General features: G+C 44.7%; 15 protein-coding genes. 8 read left to right on the top strand and 7 right to left on the bottom strand.

Going from position 1 to position 12,423, the window contains the following annotated elements:
• From lptB to mgtE, 7 genes are all read left to right on the top strand, one after another.
• Complete coding sequence (gene lptB / locus ACTRWF_RS03260) at positions 1-726, top strand: LPS export ABC transporter ATP-binding protein (protein ID WP_012517340.1); 726 nt, start codon at positions 1-3, stop codon at positions 724-726.
• A gap of 73 nt (positions 727-799) precedes the next feature.
• Complete coding sequence (locus ACTRWF_RS03255; protein ID WP_020742939.1) at positions 800-2,281, top strand: RNA polymerase factor sigma-54; 1,482 nt, start codon at positions 800-802, stop codon at positions 2,279-2,281.
• Positions 2,282-2,311: 30 nt separating this feature from the next.
• The gene (gene hpf, locus ACTRWF_RS03250) at positions 2,312-2,599 is read left to right on the top strand and encodes a ribosome hibernation promoting factor (protein ID WP_012517338.1); all 288 of its coding nucleotides are present in this window, start codon (positions 2,312-2,314) and stop codon (positions 2,597-2,599) included.
• A gap of 13 nt (positions 2,600-2,612) precedes the next feature.
• Complete coding sequence (gene ptsN / locus ACTRWF_RS03245; protein WP_020742938.1) at positions 2,613-3,056, top strand: PTS IIA-like nitrogen regulatory protein PtsN; 444 nt, start codon at positions 2,613-2,615, stop codon at positions 3,054-3,056.
• An 88-nt stretch (positions 3,057-3,144) separates the two neighbouring features.
• Complete coding sequence (rapZ, locus tag ACTRWF_RS03240) at positions 3,145-3,990, top strand: RNase adapter RapZ (protein WP_012517336.1); 846 nt, start codon at positions 3,145-3,147, stop codon at positions 3,988-3,990.
• A complete protein-coding gene (locus ACTRWF_RS03235) occupies positions 3,990-4,262 on the top strand; it encodes an HPr family phosphocarrier protein (protein ID WP_012517335.1) in 273 nt (90 codons plus the stop codon). Before rapZ ends, ACTRWF_RS03235 begins: the two co-directional genes overlap by 1 nt.
• 171 nt (positions 4,263-4,433) lie before the next feature.
• Positions 4,434-5,792, top strand: a complete 1,359-nt coding sequence (gene mgtE, locus ACTRWF_RS03230; RefSeq protein WP_012517334.1) for a magnesium transporter — start codon at positions 4,434-4,436, stop codon at positions 5,790-5,792.
• A gap of 338 nt (positions 5,793-6,130) precedes the next feature.
• Here the strand turns inward: mgtE and ACTRWF_RS03225 are convergent, their stop codons facing one another.
• The 7 genes from ACTRWF_RS03225 to rplM form a co-directional block, all read right to left on the bottom strand.
• The gene (locus ACTRWF_RS03225) at positions 6,131-6,604 is read right to left on the bottom strand and encodes a ClpXP protease specificity-enhancing factor (protein WP_015066278.1); all 474 of its coding nucleotides are present in this window, start codon (positions 6,602-6,604) and stop codon (positions 6,131-6,133) included.
• The gene (gene sspA, locus ACTRWF_RS03220; protein ID WP_015066277.1) at positions 6,601-7,233 is read right to left on the bottom strand and encodes a stringent starvation protein SspA; all 633 of its coding nucleotides are present in this window, start codon (positions 7,231-7,233) and stop codon (positions 6,601-6,603) included. The genes ACTRWF_RS03225 and sspA overlap by 4 nt, the downstream gene beginning before the upstream one ends.
• 168 nt (positions 7,234-7,401) lie before the next feature.
• Complete coding sequence (locus tag ACTRWF_RS03215) at positions 7,402-8,136, bottom strand: cytochrome c1 (protein WP_015066276.1); 735 nt, start codon at positions 8,134-8,136, stop codon at positions 7,402-7,404.
• The gene (locus ACTRWF_RS03210) at positions 8,133-9,398 is read right to left on the bottom strand and encodes a cytochrome b (RefSeq protein ID WP_015066275.1); all 1,266 of its coding nucleotides are present in this window, start codon (positions 9,396-9,398) and stop codon (positions 8,133-8,135) included. Before ACTRWF_RS03210 ends, ACTRWF_RS03215 begins: the two co-directional genes overlap by 4 nt.
• 1 nt (position 9,399) lies before the next feature.
• Entirely contained in the window at positions 9,400-10,032 is a 633-nt protein-coding gene (gene petA / locus ACTRWF_RS03205) for a ubiquinol-cytochrome c reductase iron-sulfur subunit (protein ID WP_015066274.1), read from the bottom strand.
• A gap of 436 nt (positions 10,033-10,468) precedes the next feature.
• Complete coding sequence (gene rpsI / locus ACTRWF_RS03200) at positions 10,469-10,861, bottom strand: 30S ribosomal protein S9 (RefSeq protein ID WP_015066273.1); 393 nt, start codon at positions 10,859-10,861, stop codon at positions 10,469-10,471.
• Positions 10,862-10,873: 12 nt separating this feature from the next.
• The gene (gene rplM / locus ACTRWF_RS03195; protein ID WP_012517329.1) at positions 10,874-11,302 is read right to left on the bottom strand and encodes a 50S ribosomal protein L13; all 429 of its coding nucleotides are present in this window, start codon (positions 11,300-11,302) and stop codon (positions 10,874-10,876) included.
• Between the two features lie 454 nt (positions 11,303-11,756).
• Here rplM and ACTRWF_RS03190 point away from each other — a divergent pair, with 454 nt between their 5' ends.
• Positions 11,757-12,422 (top strand): response regulator, encoded by a 666-nt coding sequence (locus ACTRWF_RS03190; protein WP_024015747.1) that lies wholly within the window; start codon positions 11,757-11,759, stop codon positions 12,420-12,422.
• The last annotated feature ends 1 nt before the right edge of the window (position 12,423 follow it).

The raw sequence follows: 12,423 nt of genomic DNA, 5'->3' as shown, positions 1-12,423 counted from the left end.
ATGGCAACTTTGAGCGCAACCAACCTTGCTAAGGCATATAAATCGCGTCAGGTAGTACGCGACGTCAGCCTTTCTGTCTCGACGGGTCAAATTGTTGGCTTACTTGGGCCTAACGGCGCTGGTAAGACCACTACATTTTATATGATTGTGGGGTTGGTTAACCTGGATAAAGGCAAGATTGAAATTGATGATAATGAGCTTACTCATCAGCCCATGCACGAGCGTGCACGCCGCGGAATTGGCTACCTTCCGCAAGAGGCATCAATTTTCAGAAAGCTTACGGTACATGAAAATATCATGGCCATTTTGCAAACCCGTAAAGATTTAAATTCACAGCAGCAGGAAGAAGAAGCTGACGCGCTACTTGATGAATTTAATATTAACCATATACGTAATAGTACAGGGATGAGTTTGTCCGGTGGTGAACGACGGCGTGTTGAAATAGCACGCGCACTAGCAGCTAATCCGCAATTTATTTTATTAGACGAACCGTTTGCTGGTGTTGATCCAATATCAGTTAATGATATAAAGAAGATAATACAGCATCTTCGAGATAGGGGTATTGGAATCCTTATCACCGACCATAACGTGCGAGAAACATTGGATGTTTGTGAGAAAGCGTACATTGTGAGTCATGGCGAGCTTATCGCGCAAGGAACAGCGGAACAGGTTTTAAGTAATCAAAAAGTAAGGGATGTATACCTAGGCGAACAATTCAGGCTATAGTTAGTGTAACTGAATTGTCATTTTTCAATTTCGCTCTGGTGTATTCAATTTAGAGCATTTAAATAAGACGTAGATGAAACCATCTTTACAGCTAAAATTTAGCCAACAACTTACCATGACACCCCAGCTTCAGCAGGCGATAAAACTGCTGCAGCTATCTACGCTTGATCTTCAGCAGGAGATTCAAGAAGCCCTCGATTCAAACCCTTTATTGGAAGTTGAAGAAGGTAACGACGAGCCGCAAGTAGAAAAAAATAATATCGATAGCGACGATAGCGTGACAGAAGCGTCTGCGACAGCGTCTAGCGATACATTGGAAGCGGGTGACGCGTTAGAAAAAAACGACCTTCCCGATGAATTGCCTATCGACAGCACATGGGATGAATACTATTCAGCGTCATCGGCCCCAGCGCCAGGTCCTTCAAATGACGATGAACAAATATTTCAAGGCGAAACCACCGAGGATATTCAGGAACATTTGTCGTGGCAGATGCGATTGACCCATTTCTCAGATACTGACCGCGCCATTGCTACGGCAATTATCGACTCTATTGACGAGTCTGGCTATTTAACCGTGACCCTTGAAGACATTCTTGACGCGGTAAACTCTGAGGATATGGAAGAGCCTATAGAAATGGACGAAATAGAATGCGTACTTAAGCGTATTCAGATGTTCGACCCCATTGGTTCGGGCTCCCGCTCGCCGCAGGAATGTCTAATGGTGCAACTGCGCCAGTTCTCAGAAGACACACCATGGCTTAACGAAGCCAAACAGCTTATAGAAGAATATTCAGACCTATTAAGCAGTAAAGATTATCGCACGTTAATGCGTAAGAGCCGCTTGAAGGAAGATCAGCTGCGCGAGGCAATGCGTTTATTACAAACCTTGAATCCTCGCCCAGGTAGTGCTTTAGTTACTAAAGAGCCTGAGTACGTTATTCCTGATGTCTCGGTCGCCAAAAAGAATGGCCGTTGGGTGGTTGAGCTTAACCCCGACAGCCTGCCTAAGTTGAGCGTAAATCAACAATACGCTGCAATGAGTCGTCGTGCCAAAAATAGTAGCGACTCACAATTCATCCGCTCACACATGCAAGAGGCTAAGTGGTTCATTAAGAGCCTTGAATCTCGCAACGAAACCTTAATGAAGGTGGCAAACTGTATTGTGCAACAGCAAATGGGCTTTTTTGAACATGGCCCGGAAATGATGAAACCTATGGTGCTTAACGATGTAGCAGAAATGGTAGATATGCACGAATCAACGATTTCACGCGTCACAACGCAAAAGTATATGCATACACCACGTGGTATATTTGAATTGAAATACTTCTTCTCTAGCCACGTAGCAACAGAGTCTGGTGGTGAGTGCTCATCTACCGCGATTCGTGCATTGATCAAAAAGCTAGTGGCGGCTGAAAAGCCGAGCAAGCCACTAAGCGATAGCAAGATTGCTTCATTGTTGGCCGAACAAGGCATTAAAGTTGCCCGGCGAACAATAGCAAAATACCGGGAATCATTGTCGATCCCGCCGTCGAACCAACGCAAGAGCCTAATTTAAACAGGCTTAATAATATAAGGAAGACGAAATATGCAAATCAACCTTACTGGTCATCATGTCGAAATCACCGACTCTTTGCGTAATTATGTCGATACGAAGTTCAGCAAACTTGAACGTCACTTTGATCACATTTCTAATGTGCATGTCATCCTGAACGTTGAAAAATTAAATCAAAAAGCCGAAGCGACCGTTCATTTAAGTGGCGCTGAAGTATTCGCATCCTCAGAAAATACCGACATGTATGCGGCGATTGACAGCATGGTTGATAAACTCGACCGGCAGGTAATCAAGCATAAGGAAAAACTGAAAAAACATTAGTAGTTAAATAAGTATGGATATACAAGCCATCGTAAGTCTGGACCGCACCGAGTGTGCGGTTCAGTGTAATAGTAAAAAACGAATTCTTGAGATCATCGCAGATATCGCTGCCAAAAATAACGAGAACATCGATCAGGCAACGGTACTTAATAGTTTGATGTCTCGAGAGCGTATGGGTAGTACCGGAATCGGCAATGGCATTGCGTTACCACATGGGCGCTTGCCAGGTTTAGAAAAGGTGATAGCTATTGTTGTCACCAGTACGCCAGCCATTAATTTTGACGCGCTCGATGAAAAGCCGGTAGATATATTTTTCGCGTTACTTGTTCCTGAAGAGCAAACCGAAGGCCATCTACAAACATTGGCCACGGTAGCCGGTAAACTAAGCGATAAAGAAACGATTAAAGCGATACGTCGTGCCAGTACAAGCGATGATATTCTTTCTGCACTAAGTTAAAGATTTAAGCGCCTTAGCGAGGTCGTGACCAAGGCGCTTAAGACAATAAAGCGTATGCGATAAAACCAGAAGATTTGGGAGAAGTTAGGTGAAGCTGATTATAATCAGTGGTCGTTCGGGGTCTGGTAAGTCTGTCGCACTTCGCGCATTGGAAGATTTAGGGTACTACTGCGTTGACAACATTCCTGTAAACCTACTTCCTACCCTAACCCACACTGTTGTTGATGAATACGACCAAGTGGCGGTGAGCATTGATGTGCGTAACTTGCCGAAAAACCCTGATGATCTGGTAGAAATTTTAGATTATCTTCCGTCATCGTGGTCAATGACCATTGTCTATATCGATGCCAGCGATGATGTGCTGGTAAAACGCTTCAGCGAAACCCGACGTCTGCATCCCCTTGCGAAGCTCAATAAGTCTCTATCTGAAGCCATAAGGGCAGAGTCAGCCTTGCTAGCCCCTATCGCTGAACGGGCAGACTTGTATTTAGATACAGACAAACTGACTATTCACCAACTTGCTGAGTTGATACGCGAGCGAATACTCGGTAAGAAAAGCTCCCGCTTAGTGCTGGTGTTTGAATCTTTTGGCTTCAAACACGGTATTCCGAAAGATGCCGATTATGTTTTTGATGCGCGCTTTTTACCTAATCCTCACTGGGAGCCTGACCTGAAGCACCTAACAGGGCTTGATGCGCCCGTTGAGGTTTTCTTAGGCTCTCAACCCGTTGTTACCAAGTTCATCTGGCAAATTCAGAATTTAATTACCACCTGGCTACCTCATTTAGAGCGCAACAACAGAAGTTACGTAACAGTCGCTATTGGCTGTACAGGCGGGCAACACCGCTCTGTGTATATTGCCCAAACTCTGTCGAAAACCTTCAGCGAAATACACCCAGATGTACAAATTCGCCATCGAGAGCTAAACCAGTAATGACAATTAAAAAAACGCTAACCATCGTAAATAAGCTGGGATTACATGCAAGAGCAGCGACCCAATTAGTGAAGCTTGCCAATCAGTTCGACGCCAAAATTATTTTAAAGAAAGGCGATAAAGAGGCTGACGCCAGCAGCGTTCTTGGTTTAATGATGCTGGAAAGCCATCAAGGTGAACAAGTAGATGTTATTGTAGATGGAAACGATGATGTTGACGCCCTTGCTGCCATTGAAGAGCTCATAGAAGGTAAGTTTAACGAAGACGAATAGTTTAAATCCGTCACCTGATTACTTATTAAACGTTTAGCGCCGTTTTATAGTTATACTGCGCAAAAGCCACGCAATTTTCATGACAGACTCATCGTAATTGCGATATTCTACGCCCACTTAGGCTTTAAAGCCTTCACCGTTCATCTTAATAGCAGGTAGGAATAACGCCTTATGGCAGAAGCGCTTGTTTCTAAATACGTACAAACCCAGTTACGCGCCCTTAATGCCGCGTTGACTAACGGTCAGTTTGTCTCAGTACGTAAGCTTCTGCTTGAACTTCCCCCTTCTGATGTCGCCCACATACTGGAATCGAGCCCGAGTAGAACCCGTGACGAATTATGGGAACTCATTGATAGCGACTTTCACGGCGACATCTTAGAGGAACTGTCTGATGATGTACGAAACGGTATTATTACCAAGATGCTTCCGGCCAATGTGGTTGATGCACTTGAAGAGATGGACACCGACGACTTAGCCGAAACGCTAAGCAGCCTGCCAGAGCCCGTTCTTGCCGACATTCTCGACTCAATGGATGCGCAAGACCGTTTACGTGCAGAACAAGCCCTATCTTATGGTGAAGAGACCGCTGGTTTCATCATGAACACAGATACCATCACCTTACGACCTGACGTCACGGTTGATGTGGTACTGCGCTATATTCGATTGAAAGGGGAGCTTCCGGAAAACACCGATACCTTTTACGTAGTTAACCGAACCGATAACTTGGTTGGTATTGTTCCTGTAGCGCGTTTACTGACCGCTGAAACCGATAATAAGGTATCAGAAGTCATGGATGAAGAGTCGGAAGCCATTCCGGTAAATATGCCTGATGACGAAGTCGCCAGTCTGTTCGAGCGCTATAACTGGCTATCAGCGCCAGTGGTTGATGAAAACAACCGGCTGGTGGGCCGAATTACCATTGATGACGTGGTAGATATCATTCGCGAAGACGCCGAACACTCGATGATGAGTATGGCGGGTCTAGATGACGACGAAGATACTTTTGCCCCCGTCATGCAAAGTACTAAGCGCAGATCGGTATGGTTGGCAGTAAACCTTGTTACTGCGCTAATGGCTGCAATGGTAAGTGACTTATTTGAAGCGGCGCTAAGTCAATTAGCGGTATTAGCTATTTTGAACACTATTGTGCCAAGCATGGGCGGCGTAGCAGGAAACCAGACCCTAACCCTTGTTATTCGCGGTATGGCGTTAGGTCACGTTAATGCCAGTAACTCGCGCTGGCTGATCAGTAAAGAAATCGCGATAGGCTTTTTAAATGGCGCTATATGGGCTATTTTAATTGCCTCTGTCATTGCGCTCTGGAAACAAGATTACATGCTGGGCATTATCATTGCGTTTGCCATGATGATAAACATGATTGCTGCGGCGTTAGCGGGCGCAACATTACCGATGATCATGAAGCGTCTTAAAATAGACCCGGCACTAGCAGGTAGCGTTATCTTAACCACTATTACCGATGTAGTCGGTATTTTCGCCTTCCTAGGTACGGCAACTTTATTTTTAATTTGAGTCTAGGCTTGAAGAATAGCTGGTGTTAAATACTTGCTTAGCCACTAAGCGATTCGGCAGTATGCCCGTTGATATTGAGCCTGTAATCTACTCCCTATACGGTTTGTACCAGCTGCCCACCGTTTTCAATAGTGTTTACTTTATCAACTCTTAGATTTTATAGTTCAACAACAATTAGCGACGCGTAGAACAGGTGCTTTGAGTTTAAAGTGAAGTATCTGTTAGGGATAATGGAAGGGATAATAGCTGGCTCTGCTTACGCGAAAAGCTTCACAAAGCCAGGCTAATTCAATACTCACAAAGTTTTTAAATCGCGGCCATACGAGCGGCTCAATCCGCTATTTAATAACTTTAAGGGTAGGCTTACCCTTTTTAGGTGGTACAGGCGCGTCTTGCACGTCACTTGCGTCAGCGTCTTCTAAAGAGGTTGGACCGCTTGGTTGTGATAAGTCTTCAGGCTCTTCACTGCGCTCTTGCTGAGCACGCGCTACATCTTCTTCTGTCGCGAACACAGTACCCGCGCCGTTTTCTCGCGCGTAAATGGCCATTACCGCCTCACATGGCATGCTTAATCTTCTAGGTTGCCCAGAAAAGCGTGCTTGAAACGACAGGCCATCTAAATCAAGAGAAAAGTTAACACACGCACTTGGCGATACGTTCAAGACGATTTGACCGTCTTTTACGAACTCTTGTGGTACTTCTACCAACTCGTTCATGGCATCAACCACAATGTACGGCGTTAGGTCGTTATCGACAATCCACTCATAAAAAGCCCTAAGTAAATAGGGCTGGTTTGACGTCATAGATGTCATAGCGGGTTGTGGATCTCGCGCTCTTGGTCAGTCAAAGACGCTTTAAACGAACTGCGAGAGAAAATGCGGTTCATGTAAGCGTTAATTTCTTTGCTGCCAGCACCGTTCAATTCGATACCTAACGCAGGTAGACGCCATAATAGCGGAGCAAGGTAGCAATCAACTAAGCTGAACTCTTCGCTCATGAAATAAGGCATTTCACCAAATACTGGAGCTAGTGATAACAAAGCTTCACGTAAATCGTTACGTGCTGCTTCAACGTCACCTTCGCCACGGAAAATTCGAGCTGCAAGTGAGTACCAATCCTGTTCAATGCGGTGCATCATCAGGCGGCTTTGACCACGAGATACTGGATATACCGGCATAAGTGGTGGATGAGGAAAACGCTCATCAAGGTATTCCATGATGATGTGCGACTTGTAAAGTACAAGCTCGCGATCAACTAGAGTTGGAACAGTACCGTAAGGGTTTAACTCCAACAGATCTTCAGACAGGTTGCTAGGATCTGTGTAGCTGATTTCAACACCCACACCTTTTTCTGCCAACACAATACGCACCTGGTGGCTATAAATATCAATTGTGTCAGAGAACAACGTCATAATAGAACGTTTATTCGCGGCTACGGCCATTCAATTTCCTCCGTCGAGAAACAAGTTTACGCTTACAAACGGTAAGCTTATTACGTTAACTCGTGCTACCTGAACACCCTATACAAAAGGGTTTTCAGGTAGCACGAGTAAATACCAAAAAAAGGGGGCGAGAAGCCCCCTTTTCATATTATACATAAATCTGTGCGATTAGTGCACTTCTCGCCAGTATTCTTTCTTCAATAAGTAAACAAATACGAACAATACTGCGATAAAGATAAGCACCCACTTACCGATTTTGTGAGATTCAAGTTTCGCAGGCTCACCTGTGTACTCCAAGAAGTTCACGATATCGGCAACGGCTTGGTCGTACTCGTCAGGAGACATTGCGCCAGTACCATCTGACTTAATGCCTACATAACGCTTGACCATCTCACCATCAACCATTTGCTCTTCATAAGTGCGCGTTGGCGTACCTTGAAGTGGCTGAAGCACGTGTGGCATACCCACTTCTGGGAACACTGTGTTATTAACACCAAACGGGCGGCTTTCGTCAACATAGAAAGAGCGCAGGTAAGTGTAAATCCAGTCTTCACCACGAACACGAGCCACTAGCGTTAGATCTGGTGGAGCAGCACCAAACCACCCTGCTGCTGCCTCTTCAGGCATTGCACGAGTGATATAGTCAGACACCTTGTCACCCGTGAACTGCAAATACTCTTGGCCTAGTTCATCAGGAATACCCAAATCTTGGAATGAACGCTGATAGCGCTGATACTTCATTGAGTGACAGCCCAAACAGTAGTTCATGAACAACTGTGCACCGCGTTGTAAAGACGCCTTATCAGTCAAATCGATAGGCGCTTCATCTAGGTGTACGTTCCCGCCTGCCGCAAACGCGACGCCAGGTAGGAAGAAGGCTAAAAAGCACATCATTTTTTTCATTTAGAAATCCTCTCTGGCACTGGTTTAGTATTTTCGTTTTTGCTGTATAGGAACAGTGCAATGAAGAAACCGAAGTACATTACTGTTGCGATTTGCGAGGCAATGATTTTCCAGTTTTCTTGCGGCGTACCACCTAGGTAACCAAGGAAAACAAACACGATAGCGAACACAATTAGGTTTACTTTGTGTAGGCCACAGCGATAGCGCCATGATTTAACGCGACCACGGTCAACCCAAGGCAGAGCAAATAGCGCAGCAATAGCACCAAACATGGCAAGTACACCGAACAGCTTATCAGGTACCGCTTTCAAAATGGCGTAGAACGGCGTGAAGTACCAAACAGGGAAAATGTGCGCAGGAGTCTTCAGCGGGTTAGCAATTTCAAAGTTAGGGTGTTCCAGGAACTTACCACCCATTTCAGGGGCAAAGAACAGCACATAAGTGAATAGTGCTAAGAACACGCAGAACGCCACAAGGTCTTTAAGAACAATGTGCGGGAAGAACGGTAACACGTCATCAGCAATGTCGTACTTGCTTGTGTAGTACTCGTGAATTTCATATTTAGTCTTCTCAGACTCAGGCAGTGAGCCTTTCTTGTGCTTAATCGCAATACCGTCTGGGTTGTTAGAGCCCACTTCGTGAAGAGCGATGATGTGAAGGAACACAAGAATAACGATAACCAGAGGCAGCGCAATTACGTGAAGTGCGAAGAAACGGTTAAGCGTAGCGCCAGAGATAACGTAGTCACCCTGAAGCCAGATAACAAGGTCAGGACCTACAACAGGAATAGCACCAAACAGTGATACGATTACCTGCGCACCCCAGTAAGACATTTGTCCCCAAGGCAGTACATAACCCATGAATGCTTCTGCCATAAGCGCTAGGTAGATAAACATACCAAACACCCATAGAAGCTCACGAGGCTTTTGGTAAGAACCATAAATCATGCCGCGGAACATGTGTAGATATACCACAATAAAGAACGCCGATGCGCCAGTACTGTGCATGTAACGGATGATCCAACCGTAGTCGATCTCACGCATGATGTATTCAACAGAAGCGAACGCGCCTTCTGAAGATGGAACGAAGTTCATAGTCAACCAAATACCAGTAACAATTTGGTTTACCAAAACGATAGTAGCTAGGAAACCGAACACGTACCAAAAGTTCATGTTCTTTGGAGCAGGATATTGAAGGGCGTGCATGTTCGCAACGCGCATCAATGGGATGCGTTCTTCAATCCAACCTAGGAAAGCATTCATGTTAAGCAACCTCCGCTTCTGAGCCGATGATAACGGTGTTGTCATCAACGAACTGATAAGGCGGCACAACTAGGTTTAATGGTGCCGGTACGTTTTGGAATACACGTCCTGCCATATCAAACTTAGACCCGTGACACGGGCAGAAGAAACCATCTGGTACGCCTTCAACCACTTCTTCGAAAGCGCCATCTTTAAGGTGCTGTGGAGAGCAACCAAGGTGCGTACAAATACCCACTAGAATCAGGTATTCTTCTTTCATTGAGCGAAAACGGTTTTGAGCAAAAGTAGGTTGCTGCTCAGCTTCAGAGTTAGGATCTTTCAGCTTATCTTCGTGAGTGCCTAATTCTTCAAGAATTTCTGGCGTACGACGTACAATCCATACAGGCTTGCTTCGCCACATTACACGTACTAACTGTCCAGGCTCAATCCCGCTGATATCTACTTCAACGTCAGCACCGGCGGCTTTCGCTTTGGCGCTCGGATTCCAGGACGCAATAAAAGGCACAGCAGCACCAACGACACCTACACCACCAACTACCGACGTGGCAACGGTCAAGAACCGACGACGGGTGTTGTTTTCTGGCTGGTTTTCATTGTGTGCAGACTCTGTTGCATCTACAGATACATTGCTCATCCACATTTCTCCAGGTTTGGATAATTATGATGTGTAACCCAAGCTTATACTGGTTTTATCACGCTTGCGTCATACATCATATGGCTTGTCATGACAGCGACGTAACAGCAAAAATTTACTGGTTTACGAGGTCACGAAAGTTTTCAAAATTTTCGACCGCAAATGATAAAAGAAAAGCCCTTATAAACACAAGGTTTTACTGATATTTAAGCGATAATTTAATTCAAAAGGTGTGTTTAGGTTTAGTGAGGGAAAGACCTAAAATCAAGGTTTTGAAGAATATTTACTAGGATAAGGGGTAGAAATTAAACCTTTGTTATGAAATGAAGGGGCCTTCGCACTTTGCTGTACACTAAAAACCAACAATGACCAGTAAAACGCAGGCAATAAAAAACCCGGCATAAGCCGGGTTTTTGCAATACAAAAAACGCAAAAATTAACGTTTTGAGAATTGTGGACGCTTACGCGCTTTGTGAAGACCCACTTTCTTACGTTCAACGCGACGTGCGTCACGAGTAACGAAGCCAGCTTTACGAAGTGCTGGACGTAGTGCTTCATCATACTCCATAAGAGCACGAGTAAGACCGTGACGGATTGCGCCCGCTTGACCGTTAGAACCACCACCTTTTACAGTGACGTAAACGTCAAACTTTTCAGCCATTTCAACAAGTTCAAGTGGCTGACGAACAACCATGCACTCTGTTTCACGACCAAAGTACTCGTCAAGAGCGCGTTGGTTTACTTTAATGCTACCTGTGCCTGGACGTAGGAACACACGAGCAGTAGAACTTTTGCGGCGGCCTGTGCCGTAGTATTGAGTATCTGCCATGTTAATAGCTCCTTAAATGTCCAAAACTTGTGGTTGCTGTGCTGCGTGAGAGTGTTCTGCACCAGCGTAAACTTTCATTTTACGGAACATTGCGCGACCTAGAGGGCCTTTTGGCAACATGCCTTTAACTGCTTTTTCAAGAACCATTTCTGGCTTGTGAGCAATTAGTTTTTCGAAGTTTGTCTCTTTAAGACCACCTGGGTAACCAGAGTGCGCATAGTACATTTTGTCTTGCGCTTTACGGCCTGTTACCGCAACTTTTTCAGCATTGATTACGATGATGTAATCACCAGTGTCCACGTGAGGCGTGTACTCTGGCTTGTGCTTACCACGAAGGCGTAGTGCGATTTCAGAAGCCAAACGGCCTAGAGTTTTGTCTGTGGCGTCTACCACATACCAGTCACGTTGTACCGTTTCTGGCTTAGCAACAAAAGTTTTCATTTTCAAATTCACCCGAATAATATCGTCGTTACTGATTTCTGAACACCAGAAATCACCTTAAAATCAACACAAAGACCCCTTCGAGCCGGCTGATTCTTCCACCTTCCCAAAGGTGGGCGTAACTGGGCAGGGCGCGAATTATACAGGAATTGACATAAATGCGAACCCCTAAGAATAAAAAATATGGATAAAATTTGGTCATGGAAAAATCACATAAAAATCTATGACCACTTTAACCATTCTACTTAGCGTTGACGAGACAACAGTTGAGCACTAATCAGTGTTTAACGTTCGCAGAAACGGGAAGTAAGTAAAGAAAGCTGGCTAACTAACAAATAAGCTTTCGTAACTTTCACTAAAACAGTAACTTGTCTGCCCGCACAATAGAGTTCTTAAGGTTTTCTTAAGTTTTCTGGTATACACTTTTACGGATCTCATATCGTCGAGTGTTTGAATGCGAATATTATTGGTTGAAGATGACAGGCCTTTATCTGATGCGTTAGCCTTGTCCCTTAAAAATGCAAACTATGCTGTTGACTGCGTTTATACAGGTGCAGACGCAATGACAACCCTTAGTATCGGGCAAACCGATATCGTTGTTCTTGATTTAGGCTTACCCGATACAGATGGTTTGAATGTGCTTAAATCGATACGCAAAAAGAATGCGACACTCCCGGTATTAATTCTTACTGCACGAGATAAAGTATCCGATAAAATCTCTGGGTTAGACGCAGGTGCTGATGATTATTTACCAAAACCGTTTGAAATTGATGAACTACTCGCCAGATTACGCGTTCTTGAACGCCGCCTAGGTACGGCTTCTCAAACAATTATTACGATTAAAAATGTGAGTCTTGATACCGCACACCACACGTTGACAATCGATAATGAGACCATCTACTTACCGAGACGCGAGCTTATGGTACTTAAAGCGCTTGTAGAAAATGCCGGGCGCGTATTGAGCAAAAATCAACTCGAAAACAAACTTTATGAATGGGGCGAAGAAGTAGCAAGTAACACAATAGAGGTTCATGTGAGTCATTTGCGAAAAAAAATGCCTGATAATTTTATCAAAACCATTCGCGGCGTGGGTTACTGTATATCTAAATCGGGAGAATGAG

The organism is Alteromonas sp. G5_S2_22_S1 (assembly GCF_054968525.1).
Note: the sequence above shows the minus strand (reverse complement) of the source record. Positions and strands in the feature narration are given on the sequence as shown.